This window comes from Ralstonia sp. UBA689 (genome assembly GCF_002298975.1).
In the GTDB taxonomy this organism is placed as follows: Bacteria; Pseudomonadota; Gammaproteobacteria; order Burkholderiales; family Burkholderiaceae; genus Ralstonia.
Map to the genome: position 1 here is coordinate 20,328 of NZ_DBMV01000008.1, position 25,734 is coordinate 46,061.

Here is a 25,734-nt window from a genome sequence, read left to right on the forward strand (position 1 = left end):
TGCGGCGCGGCGCCCACACAACCTTCTGATCGACTTTGCGGTACGCCCAGAACCGAGGAAAATTGCGCTCCACCCCGGCTCGCCATCCTCTGGTTAGGTATGACAGAAACCAATCCCTCGGAGACCGCACGACATGCCCTAAGGCTGTTGGCCTCACGCAGACAGGCTCCCACGCCTGACAACTTTGCCGCGATCTACCACGAGATCGCCGGAAGTAAGCCGAACGAGGATGCCCAGGACGCTTTCACCGCCAGCTTTTCAGGAACGGAGTTTCTGGACCGGCAAGAGGCGAGCCGGATGTCGCAATGGATTCAAGACGGCAAGTGGGACAAGCTCTTTGGGGCACTGCGCCTGGCTCAGAACCGCGTCAGGCAATCGAACGCTTACGCCTTCGCAGACGACGATGGCGCGGAACGTTCGGAGCGAATGGCCCTGGTGCGGGAGTTGCGCGAACAGCTCGCACGCATGATCGAGTGCTGCCTGCCGGCCCTGGGCGAGGACGACTCCACAATCGGGCCCGCTGCAAGGGCGCTCATCCATGCCTGCCGTTCGGAGTCTGAAACCCTCGCACATCTGAATGCAACGCTATCGACGTTCAACCATCGGCTGCGACTCGCGGCAGAAGACCAAAACGAGATTCGCAGATCGCTGCTGAGCCTGCTGCAGCTTGTCTTTGAAAACATCGGCGAGCTGTCACTGGACGACCACTGGCTGCGCGGCCAGATCGAGGCCTTGATGAAGGCCAGCGAATCTCCGGTGAGCCTGCGCCGGCTTGACGACGTGCGACGCCGCCTCAAAGAAGTGATCCACAAGCAGGGGTCACTGAAGGCGAAGTCGATCGAGGCGCAGGAAGAAATGAAGCGGCTCCTGGCGTCTTTCATGGAGCGGCTGTCCGCGGCGGCGGAAACCTCGGGCGAACTCCACCTCCAGATGGAAGCGTGCGCCAAGAAGATCGAGTCGGCCAAGACGATCTCCGAGATTGCACCGGCAATTCAGGATGCGCTATCGGCCACCCGATGGATGTCGTTGGAGGCCGCCCGAAATCGCGACGAACTCTCGGCAATGAAGCGCAAGGCTGAAGAAACTTCTACCGAGGTCGCGAGGCTTCGCAAGGCGCTCGACATGGCGTCGGCTTCGGCGCGTCATGACCTCCTGACTGGCGCGCTGAACCGCAAAGGCCTGGAGGAGGCCTTGGAGCGAGAAGTCGCCCGCGCGGCACATCAACATTCCGCGCTTTCCATCGCTTTCCTGGACATCGACAACTTCAAGTCGATCAACGATGTTCATGGGCACAGCTTCGGTGACGATGCACTTTCACATCTGGCCCAGGTCGCGCGCGAATCCATGCGCCCGCAAGACACGCTCGCGCGCTTTGGCGGCGAGGAATTCGTGATCCTGATGCCCGACACGTGCCTGGAAGATGGAGTACAGGTAATCGTCCGGCTTCAGCGCGCGCTCACGCAGCGTTTCTTTGCGGCCGGCGATACCCGGCTCTTTATTACGTTTTCTGCCGGCGTGGCAGAACTTGGCAAAGATGAAGCGCCAATGGCCGCGATCCAGCGAGCGGATCGCGGCATGTATCAAGCCAAGCGGACCGGAAAGAACAAGGTCGTCGGTGCATGATGCGTTGTGGGTCGGTGGCCAACGCGCCGCGTTCGACCCCTTCGCGGCTTGGGCGGGAGCCGTCCGATCTCACGATTCGGCGGCCGGATATCATGCGAAGATCCCAGGTCGCTTCCAGTCGCCAACCATCATGAACATCAATCCTGACGGCTCTCAGAGCCGCGCCATCCGAGCCCTCACCGCCCTTGAAGGTCGCGTGCTGGGCGTCTTGGTCGAGAAGCAGAAAACGGTGCCGGATACCTACCCGTTGTCGCTCAATGCGCTGGCTTCCGGCTGCAACCAGAAAACCGCACGTTCTCCGGTGATGGCCGTTACCGAAGCCGAGATTCTGGCTGCCATCGACGGACTGAAATCGTTGAGCCTGGTCATGGAAGGCAGCAGCAGCCGGGTGACACGCTTCGAGCACAACATGAATCGTGTGTTCGGCATCCCGAGTCAATCCATCGCGTTGCTCACCACCCTGCTCCTGCGCGGCCCGCAGACGGCCGCCGAGTTGCGACTGAACGCGGCAAGGCTGCACGCCTTTGCTGATATCTCATCGGTGGAAGCGTTTCTGGACGAGCTCGCCGCGAACAATCCGCCGTACGTCGTGAAGCTGCCACGAATGGCGGGGGAGCGTGAAAGCCGCTGGATGCATTTGTTGTGCGGTGAAATCACGCCGACCGAAATGCCGCAACGCGGGGGTGTCGACGAGGCCATCGCCCCCTCAGAGTTCGAAATGCTGAAAGCTGAACACAGGCAATTGGCTGACAAGGTGACTAGACTTCAGGTGCTTGTCGAAAAGATGGCAGGCGAACTGGGTATCTCCATCGACACGACGATGCAGTAGCCGCACGCGGCCACGCCGGTTTGGGAGACAGCCTCATCATCAACAGAGCATGAAAAAGCGCGTCTGATGCGCACCCTATGACCATGCAGATTCCCTCGATCGTTCCGGCGAAAACCGCTCTATTGGTCATGCATTATCAGACCGACATCCTGGAGTTGTTTCCATCAGTCGCGCCGACGTTGCTCTCCAATACACGCAAGCTGTGTGACGCTGCGCGGGCCGCGGGCGTCAGCGTCTATTTCGCCAAGATCCACTTCAGCCCCAGCTATCCGGAGGTCAGTCCGTTGAACAAGAACGGGCAGGGAATGAAACAGCTTGGTCTTTTCGTGAACGACAGGATCTCGCCGGAGCTCGGCCGGCAGGCCAATGAGCCGCTGATCATCGCGCATCGTGCCAGCGTGTTCTTTGGCACCGACCTGCAGGTGCGGCTTTCCGCCCAGGGCGTCGATACCTTGCTCATGGTTGGCATTGCGTCGACCGGTGTGATGCTGTCGTCGGTCGCACACGCGAGCGATGCGGACTTCCGCTTGTTCACAGTCAAGGATTGCTGCTACGACCCGGATCAGGTCGTGCATGAGCATCTTTTTTCAACGGCGTTCGATTCGCGCACAACGGTGCTGTCGCTCGCGGAGGCGTTGCGGTTGCTTGGCTAGCGTTTGGCGGCATTTCCCGGCAATGCGATCGTTTGGGGAGCGAGGCAATCGTTGCACCACGCGCTGTGCGGCTGGCCAAACCCTTGAAGAAATTCGGAAACCGGATTGCCAACCGAGCACAACTACCTACCCCGCCTGCAAGCGCCTCCACAACGTCGTCTTGCTGATCCCCAACGCGGCGCACACCGCTTCGCGATCCCCATCATGCGCCGCCAGCGCGGCGCGAATCTCCTCCGCCTCCACGCCCCGGCTGCGTTCGCGCAGCGTCAATGCGGCCGTCTTGCCGCGCGTGGCCTGCGCGAATACCTCGGGCGCGATCATGCGCAGCACGTCTTGTGTGATGGCGCCGGTGCCCTCGGTGTCCAACACATCGGTATCGGCCAGCTCCACGGCAATCCGCTCGATCACGCTCTGCAACTCGCGCACGTTGCCGGCCCAGGTATAGCGCCGCAGCGGCTCAGCAATGCCTGCCAACACGCGGGCGGCGACCTCGGCGCCGGGAATGCGCAACAGCAGGCGCGGCTCGCGACGCGCAGCCTGCACCAGCAGTTCGGCGGCCAGGGGCATCACGTCGTCGGGGCGTTCACGCAGCGGCGGCAGCGCGATGCTCAGGATGTTGAGGCGGTAATAAAGGTCTGCGCGGAAGGTGCCGGCCTCCACCGCATCCGTCAGCGCGCGGTGCGTGGCGGCCACCACGCGGATGTCGACGCGCGTTGGCTCGGTGGAGCCCAGCCGCACCACCTCGCGCTCTTGCAACACGCGCAGCAGGCGGCTTTGCAGCGGCTGCGGCATCTCGCCAATCTCGTCGAGGAACAGCGTGCCGCGGTGCGCGGCTTCGATCAGCCCGGTCTTGCCGCCCTTGCGCGCGCCAGTGAAGGCGCCTTCTTCGTAACCGAACAGTTCGCTCTCCAGCAGCGCCTCGGGAAAGGCGCCGCAGTTGATGGCCACGAAGGGAAAGTCCCGCCGGGCGCTCAGCTCGTGCATGCTCTGCGCGACCATCTCCTTGCCGGTGCCGGACTCGCCCAGCACGAGTACGGTGGCGTCGGATTTGGCATAGCGCCGCACCAGCGTGCGCACGCGCTCGATGGGTGGCGATTCGCCCACCAGATCATCGAGCCGATAGCGCGCGCTGAACTGCTGCGGACGCTGGCGTGAACGCAGCGTGCGGTCCAGCCGCTCCACCGCACGGGATTCCTGGAAGGTGAACACGGTGCCGTTCGCGGCGCCGGTGCCTGTGCTTGCCAGCGGGCCACGGTGGATGACGTAGTTCACGCCGCGCACGGTGCCCAGCGTGTCGCCATCGGCATCAGGCAGCAGGCCCATCAGGTTGGGAGCGATGTCGAGCAACGGCCGCCCGGCGGCCTGCTTGGCGTCGATGCCCAGGGCAGTCGCCAACCGCTGGTTGATCGCCTCCACGCGGCCTTGCGCGTCGAGCGCGACCACGCCGTCGCGCAGATGCTGCAGCAGGTTGTCCAGGCGCTGGCGGCGCAGCGTTTCACGGCGCGTGGCCTGCACGACTTCCAGCGCGGTGTCGAAAGCCGCGCGCACCGAGTCGCGTGAATACAGGAACACCGCGTTCATGCCGGCCTGCGCGGCCAGGTCCGTGACCAGGCCGGGGCCAACCACGGCGCCCACGCCACGGTCACGCAGATCGAGCACGCAGCTCTCTGCATCCTGGCGCGATACGTAGGAGGCAAACATCACGTCCATGCCATACGCGGCGACAAAGCGGCGCACCTCGTCGGGCGTCTCGCCGTGGGTGACGAGCGCCACCGATTGCACCGTGCCCGACGACGTGCGCCGCGCGCGGGCCAGCGCGTGCATCACGTCAAAGCCGGTGGGGTTGATGACAACCACCGGCAACGACAGGCGCGGCTTCAAATACGCGCCATTGGAGCCGCCCGCGACCACCACGTCGGGGCGCTCGGGGCCGGCGGCGTCGATCTCGCGCACGATGTCTTCAAAGCCGCGCGTGATGACGCGCAGCTCGGCGCGGTCGTTGTACTCGGCGGCAATGTCGAGGAACAGGTCGCTCAGGCGGCTGATGCCGCAGGCCCAAATGCGGGGGCGGCCAGCAAGATCGACGGAATCGGCGGGGGTGGGGCTCATGGCGTGGCCAGGGTGGCAGGAACGGCAGTCCGGTCATTATGCGCCGCGTATTTCCTTTTTTGAAATTGAAATTTCATAAATGAAATTACGCGCACTTGGGCGGCGACGTCACATCCATACAAATCAAAGGCTTAGACGAGGCTGCCCGCCTGGCCCCGGGTTGGCCCGCTTCCTGCTCTATCCGGCCAATCTTTCTGGAGCCCTCTGGAGCACGCATGAGCACAACCAAACGACAACCCACCAGCGCCGGCGCCAAGTTCCGTCAGGCGGTGGCCGAGTCCCAACCGCTGCAGGTGGTGGGCGCCATTACCGCCTATGCCGCCAAGATGGCCGAGCAGACCGGCTTCAAGGCCGTGTACCTGTCGGGCGGCGGCGTGGCTGCCAATTCGCTGGGCATTCCGGACCTGGGCATCAGCACGATGGAAGATGTGCTGATCGACGCCCGCCGCATTACCGACGCCGTGCAGATCCCGCTGATGGTGGACATCGACACCGGCTGGGGCGGCGCCTTCAACATCGCGCGCACCATCCGCTCGTTCATCAAGGCGGGCGTGGCGGCCGTGCATCTGGAAGACCAGGTCGGCCAGAAGCGCTGCGGCCATCGCCCAGGCAAGGAAGTGGTGCCGACCGACGAGATGGTCGACCGCGTGAAGGCCGCTGTGGATGCCCGCACCGATGACGACTTCGTCATCATGGCCCGCACCGACGCGGCCGCCGTCGAGGGCATCGACGCCGCCATCGAGCGCGCCGTGGCCTATGTGGAAGCGGGCGCGGACATGATCTTCCCTGAAGCGATGAAGACGCTGGACGACTACCGCCGCTTCAAGGCCGCCGTGAAGGTGCCCATCCTGGCCAACCTGACCGAGTTCGGCAGCACGCCGCTGTTCACCACCGACGAGCTGCGCAGCGCCAACGTGGATATTGCGCTGTACTGCTGCGGCGCGTATCGCGCGATGAACGCAGCCGCGCTCAACTTCTACCAGACGGTCATGCGCGACGGCACGCAAAAGGCCGCCGTGGAAACCATGCAGTCGCGCGCAGACCTGTACCAATATCTCGGCTATCACGCGTACGAAGACAAGCTCGACGCATTGTTCGCCGCCAAGAAATAACGCCCACCACACGCAACGAATCCAAGGAGACCACTCATGAGCGAAGCAGACAACAGCACGCCGAACACCGGCGCTTTCAAGCCGAAGAAGTCGGTGGCCCTGTCGGGCGTGACGGCGGGCAACACCGCGCTGTGCACCGTTGGCCGCACCGGCAACGACCTGCACTACCGCGGCTACGACATTCTCGACCTGGCCGCCGCCTGCGAATTTGAAGAAGTCGCGCACCTGCTGGTGCACGGCAAGCTGCCCAACAAGGCCGAACTGGCCGCCTACAAGGCCAAGCTGAAGGCGCTGCGCGGCCTGCCCGCCAACGTGAAGGCCGCACTGGAATGGGTGCCCGCCTCCGCCCACCCGATGGATGTGATGCGCACGGGCGTCTCGGTGCTGGGCACCGTGCTGCCCGAGAAGGACGACCACGCCACCCCCGGCGCGCGCGACATTGCCGACCGCCTGATGGCCAGCCTCGGCTCGATGCTGCTGTACTGGTACCACTACAGCCACAACGGCAAGCGCATCGAAGTCGAAACCGATGACGACTCCATCGGCGGCCACTTCCTGCACCTGCTGCACGGCGTGGAGCCGTCCAAGTCGTGGGTCGACGCGATGCACGTGTCGCTCAACCTGTATGCCGAGCACGAGTTCAACGCCTCGACGTTCACGGGCCGTGTGATTGCCGGCACGGGTTCGGACATCTACTCCGCCATCACCGGCGCCATCGGCGCGCTGCGCGGTCCGAAGCACGGCGGTGCCAATGAAGTCGCGTTCGAAATCCAGAAGCGCTACGACACCCCGGACGAGGCCGAGGCCGACATCCGCCGCCGCGTCGAAGCCAAGGAAGTCGTGATCGGCTTCGGCCACCCGGTGTACACGGTGTCCGACCCGCGCAACAAGGTCATCAAGGAAGTGGCGAAGAAGCTGTCGAAGGAAGCCAGCAACACCAAGATGTTCGACATTGCCGAGCGCCTGGAAACCGTCATGTGGGACATCAAGAAGATGTTCCCGAACCTGGACTGGTTCAGCGCCGTGTCGTATCACATGATGGGCGTACCGACGGCGATGTTCACGCCGTTGTTCGTGATTGCGCGCACGTCGGGCTGGGCAGCACACATCATCGAGCAGCGCATCGACAACAAGATCATCCGCCCGAGCGCGAACTACACCGGCCCGGAAGACCTGAAGTTCGTGCCGATCAGCAAGCGTCCGTAAGAAAGCAAGAAGAGGAACGTCAACCCCAAGCCCACCGACGGTTTGGCCGTTGACGTTCCTGCCCTGGATGGCGCCTTGAATTTGTGTTGCAGGGAGGGAAAAGAAGGGAGGCTTGTCTGAGCGCAGCGAGTTTGCCTCCCTTCCCTCCCTGCGACAGAAATTCAAGGGGTAGTCGCCATCCCGGGCGCGCCTTTCTTTTGCTTACTTTTCTTTGGCAAGACAAAGAAAAGTGAGTCGGCCCCGGCAGGGGGCGAAACGAGGGATGCACCGATAGCATCAATCGACGACCAAACACCACGCAAAAGCACCATGAACACCGCCCACCGCAAACCCCTCCCCGGCACCAAGCTGGACTACTTCGACGCCCGCGAAGCCGTCGAGGCCATCGCCCCGGGCGCCTACGACAAGCTGCCGTACACCTCGCGCGTGCTCGCCGAGAATCTGGTACGCCGCTGCGACCCCGCCGCGCTCACCGCTTCACTCAAGCAGTTGATCGAGCGCAAGCGCGACCTGGATTTCCCGTGGTTCCCGGCGCGCGTGGTGTGCCACGACATCCTGGGCCAGACCGCGCTGGTTGACCTCGCAGGCCTGCGCGACGCGATTGCCGACCAGGGCGGCGACCCGGCCAAGGTCAACCCGGTGGTGCCGGTGCAGTTGATTGTCGACCACTCGCTGGCGGTGGAATGCGGCGGCTTCGACCCCGATGCCTTCGCCAAGAACCGCGCCATTGAAGACCGCCGCAACGAAGACCGCTTCCACTTCATCGACTGGACCAAGCTCGCGTTCAAGAACGTCGACGTGATCCCGGCGGGCAACGGCATCATGCACCAGATCAACCTGGAGAAGATGTCGCCGGTCATTCAGGCGCAAGACGGCGTGGCCTACCCCGACACCTGCGTTGGCACCGACAGCCACACGCCGCACGTGGACGCGCTGGGCGTGATCGCCATCGGCGTGGGCGGGCTGGAAGCCGAAAACGTGATGCTCGGCCGCGCGTCGTGGATGCGCCTGCCCGACATCGTGGGCGTGGAGCTGACGGGCCAACGCCAGCCCGGCATTACCGCCACCGACATCGTGCTGGCGCTGACCGAATTCCTGCGCAAGCAGAAGGTCGTGGGCGCGTACCTGGAGTTCTACGGCGAAGGCGCATCCAAGCTGACGCTGGGCGACCGCGCCACCATCTCCAACATGGCGCCCGAGTACGGTGCCACGGCGGCGATGTTCTCGATCGACCAACAAACGCTGGAGTATCTGCGCCTGACCGGCCGCAGCGACGAGCAGGTCAAGCTGGTCGAGACGTATGCCAAGGCCGCTGGCCTGTGGTCCGACACGCTCAAGCACGCTGAATACGAGCGCGTACTGCGTTTCGACCTGTCGAGCGTGGTGCGCAACATGGCCGGCCCGTCCAACCCGCACGCACGTGTGGCAACGACCGACCTGGCCGCCAAGGGCATCGCCGGCAAGTGGGAAGAAACGCCGGGCCAGATGCCGGATGGCGCCGTCATCATCGCGGCCATCACGAGCTGCACCAACACGAGCAATCCGCGCAACGTGATTGCCGCCGCGCTGCTGGCACGCAATGCCAATCGACTGGGCCTGACGCGCAAGCCGTGGGTGAAGAGCTCGCTGGCGCCCGGCTCCAAGGCGGTGGAGCTGTATCTGAAGGAAGCGGGACTGAAGGAAGAGCTGGAAAAGCTCGGTTTCGGCATCGTCGCGTTTGCGTGCACCACGTGCAACGGCATGAGCGGTGCGCTGGACCCGAAGATCCAGCAGGAGATCATCGACCGCGACCTGTACGCCACGGCCGTGCTGTCGGGCAACCGCAACTTTGATGGCCGCATCCACCCGTATGCCAAGCAGGCGTTCCTGGCATCGCCGCCGCTGGTGGTGGCGTATGCGATTGCGGGCACGGTGCGCTTCGACATCGAGCGCGACAGCTTCGGCACCGACGCCAACGGCAAGCCGATCCTGCTCAAGGATCTGTGGCCGACCGATGAAGAGATCGACGCCATCGTGCGCGCATCGGTCAAGCCGGAGCAGTTCCGCCAGGTGTACATCCCGATGTTCGAGCAGCGCAGCGAAAACACCGCCAAGGTGAGCCCGCTGTACAACTGGCGCCCGCAGAGCACCTACATCCGCCGCCCGCCGTACTGGGAAGGCGCGCTGGCCGGCGAGCGCACTCTCAAGGGTCTGCGCCCGCTGGCGGTGCTGGGCGACAACATCACGACCGACCACCTCTCGCCGTCCAACGCCATCCTGGCCAGCAGCGCCGCCGGCGAATACCTCACCAAGATGGGCCTGCCGGAAGAGGACTTCAACTCGTACGCCACGCACCGCGGCGACCACCTGACCGCGCAGCGCGCGACGTTTGCCAACCCCACGCTCATCAACGAGATGGCCGTGGTGGATGGTGTGGTGAAGAAGGGGTCGCTGGCGCGCATCGAGCCCGAAGGCAAGGTCACGCGCATGTGGGAAGCGATTGAAACCTACATGGAGCGCAAGCAGCCGCTGATCGTGATTGCCGGTGCCGACTACGGCCAGGGCAGCTCGCGCGACTGGGCCGCCAAGGGCGTGCGCCTGGCTGGCGTGGAAGCCATCGTGGCAGAAGGCTTCGAGCGCATCCACCGCACCAACCTGATCGGCATGGGCGTGCTGCCGCTGGAGTTCAAGCCGGGCACGACGCGCCTGACGCTTGGCATTGACGGCACCGAAACCTTTGACGTGATCGGCGAGCGCAAACCGCGCACGGACCTCACGCTCGTCATTCATCGCAAGAACGGTGAGCGCGTGGAAGTGCCCGTCACGTGCCGCCTGGACAGCGATGAGGAAGTCTTGATCTACGAAGCGGGCGGCGTGCTGCAGCGCTTTGCGCAGGACTTTTTGGAATCGAACAAGGAAGCAGCATGAGCCATCCTGCACAAATCAAGATTCCCGCCACGTATATCCGTGGCGGTACCAGCAAGGGCGTGTTCTTCCGTCTGCAGGACCTGCCGCTGGCTGCGCGGGAGCCCGGTGCAGCCCGTGATGCGCTGCTCATGCGCGTGATCGGCAGCCCCGACCCGTACGGCAAGCAGATCGACGGCATGGGCGGCGCCACGTCGAGCACGAGCAAGACCGTCATCATCAGCAAGAGCACGCGGGCCGATCATGACGTGGATTACCTGTTCGGCCAGGTCTCCATCGACAAGCCTTTTGTGGACTGGTCGGGAAACTGCGGCAACCTGTCGGCCGCCGTTGGCCCGTTCGCCATCAGCAATGGTTTGGTGGACGCCAGCCGGGTGCCGCAAAACGGCGTTGCCGTCGTCCGCATCTGGCAGGCCAACATCGGCAAGACCATCATTGCGCACGTGCCGATCACCAACGGTGCGGTGCAGGAAACGGGCGACTTTGAACTGGACGGCGTGACCTTCCCGGCTGCCGAAGTGCAGCTCGAATTCCTTGACCCGGCGGCCGAAGAAGACGGTGACGGCGGCGGCGCGATGTTCCCCACCGGCAACCTCGTCGACGATCTGGACGTGCCCGGCGTTGGCACGCTCAAGGCGACGATGATCAACGCGGGCATTCCGACGATCTTCATCAACGCGGATGCCGTCGGCTACACCGGCACCGAACTGCAGGACGCCATCAACGGCGATGCCAAGGCGCTGGCGATGTTCGAGACCATCCGCGCGCACGGCGCCGTGCGCATGGGCCTGATCAAGAACATCGACGAGGCCGCCACGCGGCAGCACACGCCCAAGGTGGCGTTTGTGGCGCCACCGAAGGACTACGTTGCGTCGAGTGGCAAGAAGGTTGGCACAGGCGATGTGGACCTGCTGGTGCGCGCGCTCTCCATGGGCAAGCTGCACCACGCGATGATGGGCACGGCGGCTGTCGCTATCGGCACGGCGGCGGCCATTCCGGGCACGCTGGTCAACCTCGCGGCCGGTGGCGGCGAGCGCAACGCAGTGCGCTTCGGACATCCGTCCGGCACGCTGCGGGTGGGCGCCGAGGCCAAGCTGGTGGACGGCGAATGGACGGTCACCAAGGCCATCATGAGCCGCAGTGCGCGTGTGCTGATGGAAGGCTGGGTGCGCGTGCCGGGCTGAACTCGCTGAAGGCGCACGCAAAATGAAACCGCCGCATCCGGCTGAGGCCTGGATGCGGCGGTTTTGTTGTTTTTCAGTGATCAGTTTGCGCCGGCGTTCTTCATGCCCAGCACCTCGATCGGTGCAATCTCGGGCGGCGTGGCCAGCAGCTCGGCCGCGTTGGCCATCAGCGCCTTGGCGATGGGGCCGTCCAGATGGGCCTGGCGGTCCTGCTCGCTGGCAAACGCATCGAAAATGCCGAACACGTTGGGCGCTATGCGCAACGCAAACCAGATGGGGGTGGTGGCTTCCTGATTGGCCATCTGCAGGCCAGCCGCGAGAAAGTCGGCCACTGCTTGCTCCTTGCCCGGCTTGGCGACGAGGCGGGCAAATAGTGCGTGCTTGATCATCTTGGGTCTCCTGATACCGTGCAGGAGGGAACCTGCGCGGTCAGGCGTACTTTAAGCCGAAAGCTGCGTGCCCCATCAAACGAACGAGCCGTTCAGCGCGAGGCGTGAACGGCTCGATGATGGGCCATTCTCGCTGGCCCGTTGGGTTGCGCGCGCTCAGTGGGGCAACGCGCCGCCCACCGTCGTCAGCGCGCCACCCACAGCGCCAGTGACCGGCGCCAGCGGCGTGGTCGCGCCAGTGGAGGTGAGCGACGTGCCCACGGTGGTCACCAGCGTGCCGACCGGCGCCGTTGCACCGGCAGCGGGGCTGGCGCCACCCAGGGCACCTGTCACCGCCCCCAGCGGATTGCTGCCGCCCGTGGCCCCGCCCAGCGCACTGGTGATCGGCGCCAGCGGGCTGCCAGAGGCGCTGCCACCCGGCGTGGAAACCGCACCACCCAATGCCGCCACCGTATTGCCCGTGGCCGTCACTACGCCACCGACACCGGAGACGACCGGTGTATTCGTGGCGGTAAGCGAGGGGCCGACGTTCGCCGCCGCGCCACCCACCGTCTGCAGCAGATTCGTTGCCGGCGCGCCCAGGCCTGTGGTATTGCCCAGCGTTTGCGTGGCCGTCGTGACTTGCGAGGTGAGTGGCACCACGGCCGAGCTGAGCTGCTGCGTGACTTGTTCAACCGGCCCGGTCGACAAGGCCGTGCCCAGCGTACTGCCTGCGCCGGCCACCGCCTGCCCCACCTGCGACACCGCACCGCCCACCGGCGTGGTCACCGGAGACAGCGGCTGCAACGGGCCCGTGCCAAGGCTGCTGACCAGCCCGCCCGTGGCATCCACGGTGTTGCCGACCTGTGTGACGACGTTGCCGGTGCTGGACACCGTGGTGCCGACAGGGTTCGGGTTCGTGCCCAGGCTGCCCAGGCCAGACTGCACGCCCGTGCCGAGTGCGGACACGGTATTGCCCAGGTTGTCGACCACGTTGCCCAGCGCAGAAGCGCTCGGCACGTTGGAGCCGCCAATGGTCGTGCCCAAGATGCTGATGGCACCACCGGTGGTCGTCAGCACGCCACCGCTCTTGTAGGCGACGTCGCCCGTGGGCGTGGTCGAGGCCGTGGTAGCGGAACCACCCGAGCCATTCGAGCCATTCGAGCCACTTCCGCCACTGGCGGTACTGCCATCGCTACCCGTGGTTCCGCTCATGTCACCCGAACCCGAGCTCGCGCAGCCGCCCAGGATCAGCAACCCGGTAACGGCGGCCGAAACCAGCGTCCCTCGGTATGTCCTCTTCATTTCAGCCTCCCGTTTTTTGAAAATGCGCTTGATAAATGCGCTTCCCCGCCCCACTCAATGCTTCTCAAAATGCGCCGCGTCATTAATTTGATCTCGGCGTGAAATTCAGTCTATTCAGCGACGTCCTGTTTGATTGCAAACATTGTTAAGCGCCACAAGGCCTTGCTGGTGGTCGAACAGGATCCCGGAAAAACTCGCAAGCCCCAGGCGCTGCAAGGGCGCAAACGTTCGCGATCGAAGCGATGAAGACAGGATTATGTTTGGGCGGCCAATCCAAAAACTACCTAATGTGAGTGATATTTTCGCGCTACGGAATGTCGCGCCAGAATCATGACTGCATGGCGTAGCGGATTATGTCGACACACGCAGCGCGGCCACGTCTTCCTTCCAGCGCGCAAACCGCTGTGCGCGCACCTGCGCATCGTCATCGTCGCGGCCGTAGCGCAGCGCGACATAACCCGTGGCCACGCGACGCAATGCCTCCGCCACCTGCGGAAACTGCGCGGCGGCGCGCTCGGCGTAGGCCATCGGCCCTTCGGCCGGACCACGCGGGCAACCGTGCCGCGCAAGGCGATCGCACACACGCTGCCACTGGGCTTGCACGGGGTCGGGCTTGGGCTTGCGCTGCTGCCATAGCAGCGGCAGCGCGGCCAGCAGGAAGATGGCCGACACGCCCCACAGCACCGCGCGCGGGTCGGCGGCATCCAGCCCGAGCCATGCGAAGAGCTGCGCCTGCCGGTTGCGGTCGTAGCCGAGCACCCAGCGGTTCCAGCCGCTGATGAGGCCATCCAGCCCCCAGCGCACGCTGCGCAGCCAAGTGGGTTCTTCCACGCGGCGCGAGCGGAATTCGCTGGCGGGCACGGCGGCAGCCAGGCCGCGCTCCACACGCTGTGGCGCGACGGCGGCGGTCGGGTCCACGCGCTCCCAGCCGCGCCCGGCCAGCCACACCTCAGCCCAGGCATGCGCGTCGGACTGGCGCACGATGATGTCACCGCTCACGGCGTTCACCTCGCCGCCGAGGTAGCCCACCACCACGCGCGCCGGCACGCTCGCCGCGCGCATCAGAAAGACAAAGCTGCCCGCGTAGTGCTCACAGAAGCCGCGGCGCGTACGGAAGAGGAAATCGTCGATCTGCTGACCCTGCAGCGGTTCGGGTTCGAGCGTGTAGGCGAATGGCGCACTGCCGAACAGCCTGAGCGCAGCCGATACGCGCTCGGCCGGCGGCAGTCCAGCCCACTGCGCGGCCAACGCGCGCGTCTGCGGATTGCCCGGCGGCAGTGCCAAGGCCAATTGCTGGGTGAGCGGATCGAGCGGCTGAGCGTCGTCCACACGATTGCGATCAGGCAGGCGCGAACGCGCGTGATAACGCATCCGCTGGTCGAGCGGCTGCCTGCTGATGAACTCCGCGTCGACACTGCGGCCAATGTCGTCGCGCGCGTCGATCGACACACCACGATCGAGCGCGAAAAGCCAGCGCTGGTGCGTCGTTTCGAGCGTGATGTTGTAGTCGATCATGCCGGGCAGACCGCCGATCATGTCCTGCGCGGCGCTCGCAGAATTGGGTACGCTCCCGGGCGCGGGGCGCTGCCGCATCGACGCAGCCGTCCATGCCTGGCCGTCAAAACGCCACAGCACCATGCCGCGCCAATAGAGCGTGTCGAGCGGGGGCGGTGTACCTGCAAAGTCGGCGCGGAAGGCGAGATCGTCCGACAGGATCAACTGGCCGATCGAACCGGGTGCCATGCGGTCGGTGATGCCGCTGGTGCCGGTCTCGGCGGATCGCGGCAAGCTCCAAAGCGGGTGGTCCAGGCGTGGGAACAGCAGGAAAAGCACCGCAGCGCACGGCAGGCCCATCGCCACCAATCGCACCAGCACACGCACCGGCGAGACACGCGTGCGCGCCTGCGGATGCAACAGCAGCAGCCAGTTGCGCAGCAGCAGCGCTACCGTCGCCAGCAGGGTGGCGGCCAGCCACGGCGGCTGATCGAACAGCGTCTGCGAGAGCAGCAGGAAGCAACACAACTGCGTGACCAGGATGCCGTTGCGCACGGTGTGCGATTCCATCAGCTTGAGCACCAGGAATGCCCCCAGCAACGCCACCGACAGGTCGCGGCCGATGTTGCCGCCGGTGCGCATGGCCAGCGCCAGCGTGACAAGCAGCGTGGTGATACCCGTCAGCCCCAGTACCCACTTGCCGGGCAGCGGTGCGCGGCGCACCCACAGAAGCGTGCGCCAGAGCAGCAGCACGCCGAACACGGCGCACGTCACCAGCGGCAGCACACGCAGCAGCGGCGCAAGCACGATGGCGAGCTGGGCGATCAGCCAGCCGTGCTCACGGTGCGTGAGCGCGCGGGCAGAGCCGAAGATGGCGGCTTCGGAGCCGTTAGCGGCGGTGCTCATGACGCCGCCTCCTGATGCAGGTAGGTCTGCTGCGGCTTTTGGTGTCGGCGGCCGGCAGCATTCGCGGCCGTGCGCATCCCCGCAAAGCGGGGCCCCTGCTTACTGCTCATGCTGCCGCCTCCCGACGCTTGTAGGTCTGCTGCGGCTTTTGGTGTCGGCGGCCGGCAGCATTCGCGGTCGTGCGCATCCCCGCAAAGCGGGGCCCCTGCTTACTGCTCATGCTGCCGCCTCCGGCATGGCCGGCTTGCCCCACAGCGCCAGCGCACGCAGGCATGCATCGCGATGCGCCAGCCCACGGGCGGGGCCGATCGAGATGCCGGGCAGGGTCAGCGTGTATTCGGGTTCTTCACCGGCGCTTCCGTGCTCGGCGGCCAGTACCCACGCGCATAGGCGTGAGAGGCGTGCCTCTGCGTCCATCGACGGCGGCAGGGCGTCCCACGCGAGCACGCATTGCGCGTGGTGCATCTGCTGGCCGGTGCGGCTCATCCACGTGTCGAGCCGCGCGCTGTGTTTCCAGGCGATGCTGCGCAATGGATCACCGGGGCGGTAGGCGCGCAACTGGTCAGCGGCCTCCTCGACCTGGGTACGGGTGGCGCGCATCTCGTTTTCTTCGCCGGGGTCGGGTACGAAGCTGGCAGGCAGCGGCGGCGCGGCAGGCTCGGGCGCGGGATAGACCAGCACCGTGAGCGGCGCATCGGCATAGCTCCAGGCGCGGAACAGGCCGAGCGGAAAACGTGTCGCCACCGTCAGGCGCGGCAGCCGAAACCAGCCGCGCGGCTGCGCGGCAAACGAGAGCGCAACCACGGTGGCATCCTGTGCGTCGAGCGAGGTTTCCACCGCTGCGGCCTCGCGTGCACTGACGTCCACGCCCACCCGCGCCCACTGCGTGACGTTGCATAGCGCCACGCTCACGTTGAGCGCGTGCCCGGCAAACACAGACTCCCCCGCCGCGCCGCGCACTTCCAGGTCGACAAGGTTGCGATGCGTCTGCCACATGGCCGAAGCCAGCACGCCGGCCAGCACGAAGGTCAGCAAAAAGCCCAGGCTCACGTTGTAGTTGAGCGATGTCACCAGCATCACCATCAGCAGCAGCATAAAGCCGGCGCCGGCAACGGTGGGCAGGATGTAGAGGTGATTACGGTCCAGGCGGATGCGACCTTCGCGCGGCAAGCGCGGCCGTTGCAGAAAGCGCTGCACGCGAGCGCGCGCGAAGCGGACGCCGGGCAGCGCCGCCAGGCCCGCGCCCAACACGCGGAACAGCGCGCGCAACGGCACTGCCAGCAAGGAAGTCAAACGCGCCATGGCGCAGCGTTACGGAATCGCGACCGTTTCGAGCAGCCGCTGCGCCAGCGCCGTGGCCGACAGCCCGCCACCCATCTGCCCCGTAGGCAGCAGCCGGTGCGCGGCCACGGCCTTGAACACAGCCTGCACGTCTTCGGGCTGCACCGCATCGCGGCCATCGATCAGTGCCCAGGCGCGCGCGGCGGCCAGCAGCGCCAGCCCCGCGCGCGGTGACAAACCCATCTGCACCTGCGCGTCAGTGCGCGTGGCGTTCACCAGCGCGAGCACGTAATCGACCAGCGCGGGCGCCACGTGTACGGCATCGGCGGCGGCCTGCAGCGCAACGACCTGCGCGGCGCCCAGCACGGGCTCGATGTTCTGCGGCGCACCACCGCCCAGGTACAGCGCGCGCTCGGAGCTTTGATCGGGATAACCGAGCGACAGCCGCATCGTGAAGCGATCCAGTTGCGACTCCGGCAGCGGGTGCGTGCCGATCTGGTTCAGCGGGTTCTGCGTGGCGATCACGAAGAACGGCTCGGGCAGCCGATACGTCGCGCCGTCGTGCGTGACCTGCCCTTCGGCCATGGCCTCAAGCAGCGCGCTCTGCGCCTTGGGCGTGGCGCGGTTGATCTCGTCGGCCAGCACCACCTGCGCGAACAGCGGGCCCGGATGGAACGCGAACGCGCCCTTCTCCTTCACGTAGATCGACACGCCGATTAGATCAGCCGGCAGCAAGTCGCTGGTGAACTGCACGCGCTGGTATTGCAGGCCGAGCGTGCGGGCCAGCGCGTGCGCGAGCGTGGTCTTGCCCACGCCCGGCAGGTCTTCGAGCAGCAAGTGCCCGCGCGCGAGCAGGCATGCCAGCGCCAGGCGAATCTGCAGCGGTTTGCCGAGCACGATGCGATCAAGCGCGCGTTGCGCCTGCGACAGCGCAGCCGGCAACGTCAGCGGCACGGCCGGGCCAGTTTGCGTCGTACGAACGGGAGAGAGCGAGACTTGGTTGGGCGTCATTGAGGCAGGTGCAGCCGAAGCAACAATGCCAGCGAGTGTAGCGGCATCGTGCTGTATCGGCGCAACCGTGTTTCCGCCCTGTGCAGCCGTTACAACATCAACGCGATTTGCGTGGCGGGATCGCGGCGTCGAGCAGCACGCGCGCGGTGCGCGGCAGGCTCTTGATAAGGCGCGGGGCGTCGCTGCCGAAGGTCTGGCTGGCGGTATAGGCGCCTTCAATCAGGAAGGCAAGATCATCGGCCAGCGCTTCGGGATCGGCGGCGCCGGCGGCCTCGGCACGGTCACGCAGGCGAGAAAGCAGCAGCGCCTTGTTGCGCTGGACGAACTGCCGCGCTGCGTGCGACGGGTCCGGAAACTCCGCCGCCACGTTCACGAACGGGCAACCCCGATAGCCGGGGCGCGATGCACGTTCGGACACATCGATGAAGAACTGCAGCAGTTGCGCGCGTGCATCGTCCGGGTGCTTGGCCATGCTGGCGTTGAAGTAGCCCCAGAAGCTCTCGTCGCTGCGCTCCAAGTAAGCGAGGACGAGGTCGTCCTTCGACTTGAACTGGCGGTATAGGCTCATCTTGTTGACGCCGGCCTTCTCGACCACCGCTTCCACGCCCACGGCGCGCACGCCTTCGTAGTAGAACAGTTGACGTGCCGCTTCGAGCAGGCTGGCGTGCGCATCTTCACCGCTGATGCGGCGTGGGCCCGGCTTCGGTTGTTCGGCGGTGGAAACGGTGCGTGGACCGCGTGCTGCCATGATGAGACTCCTGCAGGCGCGGCGAGGGAATAAACCCCCAGCCGCACCGATGACATTCGATTGCTGCTTGACATGTTACCGATCGGTACCTACTATCGCAACCACGTTGTTACCGGTCGGTCACGAATGGCGCATTGTCGCCCCAACAAGAATCGGACACCCCTCTCATGCAGCGACTCGCCCGCCTTATCGCCCCCCGTTTCCACTACAGCTGGATCGCTCTGGCCGTCGTGTTCCTGATCCTGCTGTGCGCAGCCGGCACGCGCGCCACGCCCAGCGTGATGATGCTGCCGCTCGAGCACGAGTTCGGCTGGAGCCGCGGCACGATCTCGCTGGCCATCTCGATCGGCATTGCGCTGTATGGATTGACGGGGCCGTTTGCGGCAGCGTCGATGCAGTATTTCGGCATCCGCCCGACGGTGCTCGGTGCGCTTGCCGTGTTGATTTCGGGTACGGCGCTCTCGGCGATGATGCATGAGCCGTGGCAGATGGTGCTGCTGTGGGGCGTGATGGTGGGCGGCGGTACGGGCGTGGCGGCCATCACGCTGGGCGCGACGGTGGTCAACCGCTGGTTCACCTCGCACCGTGGGCTGGCGATGGGCATCCTGACGGCCAGTTCCGCCACGGGCCAGCTTGTCTTCCTGCCGATGATGGCTGCGGTGGTCGAGCATTACGGCTGGCGCCCGGTGGTGCTGATCGTGGCGGGCGCGCTAACGCTGCTGCTGCCGATCGTTGCGCTGCTGCTGCCGGAATCGCCCAAGAGCGTTGGCCTGCGCACCTACGGCGAACCCGCCGACGCGCCAGAAGCCGACCACGGCCCGCGCGCCAACCCGATCACGCTGGCCATGAACACGCTCGTGCAAGCCATGCGCAAACGCGACTTCTGGCTGCTATTTGCCAGCTTCTTCGTCTGCGGTGCCAGCACCAACGGCTATATCGGCACGCACTTCATCGCCATGTGCGCAGACCACGGCCTGACCGAGGTCAAGGGTGCAAGCCTGCTGGCAGCGATGGGGATCTTCGATTTGATTGGGACCACGCTGTCGGGCTGGCTGTCCGACCGCTACAACAGCCGCGTGCTGCTGTTCTGGTATTACGGCCTGCGCGGGCTGTCGCTGATCTATCTGCCGTATGCGTTCGGCTTCGAGTTCTTCGGCCTGCCGGTGTTCGCGATCTTCTACGGGCTGGACTGGATCGCCACCGTGCCGCCCACCGTACGCCTGACCAACGATGTGTTCGGCAAGGCGGCGGCACCCATCGTGTTCGGCTGGATCGTGGCGGGGCACCAGTTGGGAGCGGCATTCGCCACGCTGGGCGCGGGCATGATGCGCGCCTCGCTGGGCAACTACACGCTCTCCTCGATGATCTCGGGTGGGCTGTGCGTGGTGGGCGCCTTCCTGGTGCTGCGCATCCACCGCACGCCCAAGCAGGACGCCGAGCGTGCGGGGCAACCGGCTACCGCGTAATCAGGGCTTCAAAAAACCGTACTTGGCCAGCACCGTCTGGCCAGCCGGTGATATTACAAAGGCCACGAAGTCGGCCGCCTGCTGCGGCTGCTTCGTGCCGGAGGTCACGGCAATCGGGTACGTGAGCGGCACATCCAGCGGCACGGGGCTGGCCACCTTCACCTTGTCCGCGGCGATGGCCGCATCGGTGGAGAACACCAGGCCGGCCTCGACCTCGCCGCGCGACACATAGTCCAGCGCCTGGCGCACGTTCTGCGCCAGTACCGCCTTGGCCGACACCGGCTCCCACAGCTTGGCGGCTTCCAGCGCACGCTTGGCGTAGCGCCCCACCGGCACCGAAGCCGGATTGCCGATCGACACGCGTTTCACCTCGGGCTTGGTCAGATCTGACAGCGCATGCACGGGCACCGTGCCCGTGGTCGGCACGATGAGCACGAGCTGGTTGGCGACAAAATCGCGGCGCGTTTCCGCCTTGATGACCTTCTCGGCCACGGCCCTGTCCATCGCTTGCTGATCGGCGGAAGCAAACACATCGGCCGGAGCACCCTTCACGATCTGCTGCATGAGCACGTCCGACGCGCCGAAATTCAGCACGACCTTGGTGTCCGGATGCTGCGCCTCGTACTGCTGCGCGATCGTCTTGAAAGCGTTGGTCAGGCTGGCCGCCGCCGAGACAACCAGGTCGGCCGCATGGGCCGGCGCAGCCAGACCCAGCGATAGCGCCGCAACCAGACCGATGGCGCGCACGTGCGCCCGAAGCGAAAGACGTTGCATAGGAAACCCGGATAAGTGGTGGGAAGATCGCCCGTAATATACGAGCCGATATAACGCTGGGTCAACGTGTCGCCGCTCATGCTGGGTATCACACATCCGCCGTGCTTCGACCGTTCAGCGCGCGGCCTCGTCGATGCAATCCGCCAGGTGCCCGGCGATAGGCTGGCGGCTGTGGCGCGGGCGCTCGATGAGGCCGATCTCGCGATAGAAGGTGTCGTCGCCCAGGCCGATGGATCGCACACCGGGCGGCCACGCACCTTGCGCGGCGGTCTGCGGGGCGAGCGCCACACCCTGTCCGCGCGCCACGAGCTGCGTCATGCCCTGCAGCTCGTCCAGTTCGATCACGTCATGCACGGTGATGCGCTGCTCGCGCAGGAACTGCTCGACGCGGCGCCCGCCGAACGAGCGGCGGTCGTAGCGGATGAACGGCTGGAGCTCCAGCAAGAGGCGCCAGTCATGGCCGGGCATGTCGGCCGGCACAAGCAGCACGAAAGGCTCGGCCACCAACGTGCGCCATTCCAGATCGGCCGGCACGGCAAACGGCGGGCGGATCAGCACGGCCAAGTCGATCTCGCCGGCGTCCACCAGCCCGAGCAGGTCCAGTGACACGCCCGGCACGATGCGCGTGCGGCAATGCGGAAACTCCAGCCGAAACTGCACCAGCGCATCGATCAGGAACGACGCCTGTGCCGAAGCAATCGCGCCGATGCGCACGAGACCGCGCTGCTCGCTACCGCCCGCCTGTTCAGCCAGACGGTCGTACAGCGTGACGATATGCTCGGCCAGCGCCAGCGCGTCGCGCCCGGCCACGTTGAGCGTGGCCGAACGGCCGGTACGGTCGAACAACTGGAAGCCGAGCGACGCTTCCAGCCGCTGGATTTGTGCGCTCACGGCCGATTGCGTGAGGCCGATGTGCTCGCCCGCGCCCGCAAAGGTGCCGTGGCGGGCGACGGCGATGAAGGTCTTGAGTTCTCGGAGCATGGGGCGCGCGGATCAGAGCGAATGCGCAAGGATACGCGTGCGCGACCCATTCTTACTTGGCAAACAACGACGCCATGTTGGCGAATGCCTTGATCTCCATCGCGTTACCCGACGGATCGAGGAAGAACATCGTGGCCTGCTCGCCCACCTCGCCCTTGAAGCGGATGTGCGGCTCGATGATGAAGTCGATGCCGGCGGCGCGCAGCTTGTCGGCGGCCGCTTCCCACTCGGGCATGGAGAGCACCACGCCGAAGTGACGCACAGGCACGTTGTCGCCGTCGACGGCGCTCGTCTTGCGGTGGCCGACCTCTTCCGGCGCGAGGTGCGCCACGATCTGGTGGCCATAGAAGTTGAAGTCCACCCATTCCGGCGCGCTGCGGCCTTCCGGACAGCCAAGGATGTCGCCGTAGAAGGCACGCGCCGCGGCAATGTCGTGCACGGGGAAGGCAAGATGGAACGGGGCAAGCACAGGCCGAACGTCGCTCATGTCGCTCATGAAGTGGGGCAATCGCTATCAAAAGATTGGATAAGGCGGCACCGGCACGCAGGTGGGGGGCACCCACGCACCAGGCCACGCGGATGAGTCTAAGCGCATCCATTCATCCATAAAAGCGATCTTTTTTTGCGCTGAGCACCATCAATTTCGATGAATTTCGCCCCGTCCAAAGGCGGGGTTACTCCGATGCAGCGGCAGAAGGTAGCGCCCCGCCGTCGGCCGGCACAGCCCGCACGTTCCGATACCGGAAGAAATACGCCGCGCTCAGCACGAGCAGGAAGAGCCCGCCAAAAACCATCGTCATACGGAATTCCTGCGTAAACAGCGTGGTGATCATGACGGCCAGCATCAGGCCCGCGCCGAGCAGCGTGAGAAACGGAAACCCAGGCATGCGAAAGCGCAGCGCCGCCCCGCTGGCCTCCCAATGGCGCCGAAAGCGATAGTGGGTGACGAAGATCATCAACCACGTGAACATCGCGCCGAACATGGAGATGGCCATCATGAATGTGAAGGCGCCTTCGGGATAAAGCACGGAAGCGGCCGTTGCCACTGCGATGCCACCCGTCGACACCAACAGCGCGCCCAGCGGCACACCGCGCGCGTTGACTTGGCCCAAACGGCGCGGCGCATGGCCCGCGCGCGCCAGGCTGAAGATCATCCGGCTGGTGATATAGAGCTGGCTGTTCATGGCCGACAACGCGGCAATCAGCACGACGAAATTGATAAAGCCGGCGGCACCCGGCAAGTGAGCGGCGATCAGCACTTTTACGAAGGGGCTTTCGTCCCGGCCCGCAACTGTCCAAGGCACGATGGCCAACATCAACGCGAGCGTCACAAGGTAGAACAGCACAAGCCGGACGACCGTCGAGCGGAAGGCTTGCGTGACTGCCCGCTCCGGGTCCTGCGCCTCGCCCGCCGCGACCGCGATCATCTCGATGCTGAGATAGCTGAAGATCGAGATGATCACGGCCACCCACATGCCCCATAGGCCATGAGGCAGGAAGCCGCCGTGGTCCACATAGTGATGGAAGCCCGCAGCCCCGCCGGAGCCGGTCACGAGCGTGGGATTGACGAACACGACGTAGGCTCCCAGCACGATAAACGCCACGATGGCGAAGATCTTGATGGCCGAGAACCAGTACTCCACGGTGCCGAACAGGTTGACGCTCAATGCATTGACGAGCACCAGCAGCGCCGAAAAGCCCACGATCCACATCCAGCCCGGCACATCGGGAAACCAATACTTCATGTAGAGCGCGATCGCGGTCACTTCGGTGCCAACCGCCAGCACGATGCACATCCAGTAGGCGTAGCGCACGAGAAAGCCCGCCCAGGGACTTACGTAATGCTCGGCATATGCGCCGAACGAGCCCGAGGTCGGGTGCGCCACGGTCATCTCCGCGAGGCAGCCCATCAGCAGCAGCGAGATCAGCGCGCCGATCGCATAGCTGATCAGAACACTTGGGCCCGCGAAACCGATGGCGAATCCGCTGCCGAGAAACAGGCCTGTACCAATCGCGCCGCCAATCGCGATCATGGCCATCTGGCGCGCGCTCAGGGTGCGTCGAAGCCCCTGTTCGCGCGCGGCAATCTGTTGGAATTGCGTTGCTGGACGCATGGTTGTCTCCTTGTTTTAATCGTTCGTCTCTGTTGCACGGCCCGGCCGCCGGGACGCGGTCTGTCACGGCCTATGGCGCCCGACGGCCGGGTATCTTCAGAACACGTGGCGCAGGCCGATGGCCAGGCCGGTCTGATTGCTGCTGCCGGGCAATTCGGTAACCGCACCACCGGAGACCTTGTTGTAGTCAACGGTGCCGTAGAGCTGCGTGCGCTTGGACAGCGCGTACTCGGCCTCCAGCACGCCGGTGTAGCGCTTGCCGCCGTTACCGGCCACGCCATTCACGTTGTGGATCGTGTCGTAGTAGACCGCGCCGGTCAGGCTCACGGCTTGGGTCAACTGATAGACCGCGCCAGTGTAGAAGATGGCGTCCTTGCGAGGATTGGCTACGAACGAGCCATAGGCCACCGTGCGACCCGGATCGTTCAGGAAGACCTGATCGACAATGCCGGTCGCATCGCTGCCGCCCAGATACCCGAGAAACAATGTCGCCTGCCCCAGCGTGTAGCGGCCGGCAGCTCCCCACATGCGCTGCCGGTTGCTCTGGGCGTTACGCGTTTCCTGATACACCGCGCCGACCATCAGCGCGCCCTGCGTGTAAGCCGCTCGCACCCCCCAGTAGGCGTTCTGGGCGATGCTGCCCGGCTGTTCCCCAAAGCCGTAGCTGCCGCCAACCGACAGGCCCGAGAACGACTTGTCATAGCTGACCACGTTGCTTGCGCGGCCCTGGGTCAGGAAATAGGGCCACATGTTGGCTGCGTAGTTGCCGACCGTGAGCGGATCGAGGTCGCCAAACAGGTTGAAACCCTCGGTGGCCTGACGGCCGAGCTTAATGGTGCCGAAATCGCCCGAGAGACCGGCATAGGCATAGCGGCCGAATAGCGTGCCGCCGTTGAGCTTGCCCGACTGCGGGTCGAAGCCGCTTTCCAGCCGGAAGATCGCCTTGAGATTGCCGCCCAGGTCTTCCGAGCCCTTCAGGCCCCATCGGCTGTTGGTGATGGCGCCGTTGGTCAACTGCAGCAGGCTATTGTCTGCAGCGCTCGCATGCGTCGTGTACCGGATGCTCTGGTCGACGATGCCGTACAGGGTCGTCGTCTGCGCAGAGGCCGCGCCGCACAGACCAAGGCCGATTGCGCACGGCAGCACGTGTTTCCATGACGGGTTCATAAAGTCTCCTCCTGGTGGTATTCCCTTTTTTGATCAGGGATGGTTTTTGCACGCAGTGCCCTGTGGACCCTGCGCGATTGGGATCTGGTCGTCAGCCGGTTGAAGCAGGCTGTCGGAGCGCAACGTAGGCCACGAGTTCGATGCGCATGGCCGGATGTGCGAAGCCTTTCACCGCCACACACGCACGATTGGGATACGGCGGTTTGAAGACCTTGCGGTATTCGGTATCGATGGCGGGCATGTCACTCGCGTCACTCATGTAGATCAGCACCTGGGTGACGTCGTCCAGGCGTGCCCCCGCAGCCGCCACCGCCGAGGCGAGGTTCTCGAGGGTCAGCCGCGCCTGCGCCGCAATGTCTTCACCGGCAATGGCGCCGGTCGAGTCGACCGGTCCGTGCGCGGTGAACATCATCCCGTTGGCGTGGGTCGCCCATGAAAACGGCTGGCCTGGCTCGGGCAAGCCCGTCGAAATGGTTTCCGGCATGTGTTGTCCTTCGGG

21 protein-coding genes are annotated in these 25,734 nt (G+C 65.2%); 8 read left to right on the top strand and 13 right to left on the bottom strand.

Going from position 1 to position 25,734, the window contains the following annotated elements; all coding sequences use genetic code 11:
* Positions 1 to 99 precede the first annotated feature (99 nt).
* From B4F51_RS03540 to B4F51_RS03550, 3 genes are all read left to right on the top strand, one after another.
* Positions 100 to 1,623, top strand: coding sequence for a GGDEF domain-containing protein (locus B4F51_RS03540; protein ID WP_296223706.1), 1,524 nt, complete (start codon positions 100 to 102; stop codon positions 1,621 to 1,623).
* Positions 1,624 to 1,753: 130 nt separating this feature from the next.
* Positions 1,754 to 2,452, top strand: coding sequence for a YceH family protein (locus tag B4F51_RS03545; RefSeq protein WP_296223707.1), 699 nt, complete (start codon positions 1,754 to 1,756; stop codon positions 2,450 to 2,452).
* Between the two features lie 77 nt (positions 2,453 to 2,529).
* Positions 2,530 to 3,105 (top strand): isochorismatase family cysteine hydrolase, encoded by a 576-nt coding sequence (locus tag B4F51_RS03550; RefSeq protein WP_414706666.1) that lies wholly within the window; start codon positions 2,530 to 2,532, stop codon positions 3,103 to 3,105.
* 126 nt (positions 3,106 to 3,231) lie between these two features.
* Here the strand turns inward: B4F51_RS03550 and prpR are convergent, their stop codons facing one another.
* A complete protein-coding gene (gene prpR, locus B4F51_RS03555; protein ID WP_296223708.1) occupies positions 3,232 to 5,214 on the bottom strand; it encodes a propionate catabolism operon regulatory protein PrpR in 1,983 nt (660 codons plus the stop codon).
* Positions 5,215 to 5,429: 215 nt separating this feature from the next.
* On the opposite strand from prpR, the gene prpB reads away from it, so the two are divergent.
* The 4 genes from prpB (at position 5,430) to prpF (ending at position 11,620) form a co-directional block, all read left to right on the top strand.
* Positions 5,430 to 6,326, top strand: coding sequence for a methylisocitrate lyase (prpB, locus tag B4F51_RS03560; protein WP_296223709.1), 897 nt, complete (start codon positions 5,430 to 5,432; stop codon positions 6,324 to 6,326).
* Between the two features lie 36 nt (positions 6,327 to 6,362).
* Positions 6,363 to 7,532 carry a bifunctional 2-methylcitrate synthase/citrate synthase gene (gene prpC, locus B4F51_RS03565; RefSeq protein ID WP_296223710.1) on the top strand — a complete coding sequence of 390 codons (1,170 nt, stop codon included), beginning with the start codon at positions 6,363 to 6,365 and terminating at the stop codon, positions 7,530 to 7,532.
* Between the two features lie 309 nt (positions 7,533 to 7,841).
* Positions 7,842 to 10,439 carry a Fe/S-dependent 2-methylisocitrate dehydratase AcnD gene (gene acnD, locus B4F51_RS03570; protein WP_296223711.1) on the top strand — a complete coding sequence of 866 codons (2,598 nt, stop codon included), beginning with the start codon at positions 7,842 to 7,844 and terminating at the stop codon, positions 10,437 to 10,439.
* Positions 10,436 to 11,620 carry a 2-methylaconitate cis-trans isomerase PrpF gene (gene prpF / locus B4F51_RS03575; protein ID WP_296223712.1) on the top strand — a complete coding sequence of 395 codons (1,185 nt, stop codon included), beginning with the start codon at positions 10,436 to 10,438 and terminating at the stop codon, positions 11,618 to 11,620. The genes acnD and prpF overlap by 4 nt, the downstream gene beginning before the upstream one ends.
* A gap of 80 nt (positions 11,621 to 11,700) precedes the next feature.
* Here prpF and B4F51_RS03580 read toward each other — a convergent pair whose 3' ends face one another.
* The 6 genes from B4F51_RS03580 to B4F51_RS03605 form a co-directional block, all read right to left on the bottom strand.
* Positions 11,701 to 12,009 carry a putative quinol monooxygenase gene (locus tag B4F51_RS03580; RefSeq protein ID WP_296223713.1) on the bottom strand — a complete coding sequence of 103 codons (309 nt, stop codon included), beginning with the start codon at positions 12,007 to 12,009 and terminating at the stop codon, positions 11,701 to 11,703.
* 156 nt (positions 12,010 to 12,165) lie between these two features.
* Entirely contained in the window at positions 12,166 to 13,293 is a 1,128-nt protein-coding gene (locus tag B4F51_RS03585) for a collagen-like triple helix repeat-containing protein (RefSeq protein ID WP_296223714.1), read from the bottom strand.
* 351 nt (positions 13,294 to 13,644) lie between these two features.
* Positions 13,645 to 15,693: a transglutaminase TgpA family protein gene (locus tag B4F51_RS03590; RefSeq protein WP_296223715.1), complete on the bottom strand. Its 2,049-nt coding sequence runs from the start codon at positions 15,691 to 15,693 to the stop codon at positions 13,645 to 13,647.
* A 216-nt stretch (positions 15,694 to 15,909) separates the two neighbouring features.
* On the bottom strand, positions 15,910 to 16,995 hold the full coding sequence (locus B4F51_RS03595; RefSeq protein ID WP_296223716.1) for a DUF58 domain-containing protein: 1,086 nt from the start codon (positions 16,993 to 16,995) through the stop codon (positions 15,910 to 15,912).
* 9 nt (positions 16,996 to 17,004) lie between these two features.
* Complete coding sequence (locus B4F51_RS03600; RefSeq protein WP_296223717.1) at positions 17,005 to 17,985, bottom strand: AAA family ATPase; 981 nt, start codon at positions 17,983 to 17,985, stop codon at positions 17,005 to 17,007.
* Between the two features lie 97 nt (positions 17,986 to 18,082).
* Positions 18,083 to 18,733: a TetR/AcrR family transcriptional regulator gene (locus tag B4F51_RS03605; protein WP_296223718.1), complete on the bottom strand. Its 651-nt coding sequence runs from the start codon at positions 18,731 to 18,733 to the stop codon at positions 18,083 to 18,085.
* Between the two features lie 167 nt (positions 18,734 to 18,900).
* Here B4F51_RS03605 and B4F51_RS03610 point away from each other — a divergent pair, with 167 nt between their 5' ends.
* Positions 18,901 to 20,199, top strand: a complete 1,299-nt coding sequence (locus B4F51_RS03610; protein ID WP_296223719.1) for an MFS transporter — start codon at positions 18,901 to 18,903, stop codon at positions 20,197 to 20,199.
* Here B4F51_RS03610 and modA read toward each other — a convergent pair whose 3' ends face one another.
* The 6 genes from modA to B4F51_RS03640 all read right to left on the bottom strand — a co-directional run bounded on the left by modA (position 20,200) and on the right by B4F51_RS03640 (position 25,719).
* Complete coding sequence (gene modA / locus B4F51_RS03615) at positions 20,200 to 20,973, bottom strand: molybdate ABC transporter substrate-binding protein (protein WP_296223720.1); 774 nt, start codon at positions 20,971 to 20,973, stop codon at positions 20,200 to 20,202. It abuts the gene before it with no gap.
* 114 nt (positions 20,974 to 21,087) lie between these two features.
* The gene (locus B4F51_RS03620; protein WP_296223721.1) at positions 21,088 to 21,954 is read right to left on the bottom strand and encodes a LysR family transcriptional regulator; all 867 of its coding nucleotides are present in this window, start codon (positions 21,952 to 21,954) and stop codon (positions 21,088 to 21,090) included.
* A gap of 52 nt (positions 21,955 to 22,006) precedes the next feature.
* On the bottom strand, positions 22,007 to 22,441 hold the full coding sequence (locus B4F51_RS03625; RefSeq protein ID WP_296223722.1) for a VOC family protein: 435 nt from the start codon (positions 22,439 to 22,441) through the stop codon (positions 22,007 to 22,009).
* A 187-nt stretch (positions 22,442 to 22,628) separates the two neighbouring features.
* A complete protein-coding gene (locus B4F51_RS03630) occupies positions 22,629 to 24,068 on the bottom strand; it encodes an amino acid permease (protein WP_296223723.1) in 1,440 nt (479 codons plus the stop codon).
* 96 nt (positions 24,069 to 24,164) lie between these two features.
* Positions 24,165 to 25,235, bottom strand: a complete 1,071-nt coding sequence (locus tag B4F51_RS03635) for a porin (RefSeq protein WP_296223724.1) — start codon at positions 25,233 to 25,235, stop codon at positions 24,165 to 24,167.
* A gap of 91 nt (positions 25,236 to 25,326) precedes the next feature.
* Entirely contained in the window at positions 25,327 to 25,719 is a 393-nt protein-coding gene (locus B4F51_RS03640; RefSeq protein ID WP_296223725.1) for a RidA family protein, read from the bottom strand.
* Between the last annotated feature and the right edge of the window lie 15 nt (positions 25,720 to 25,734).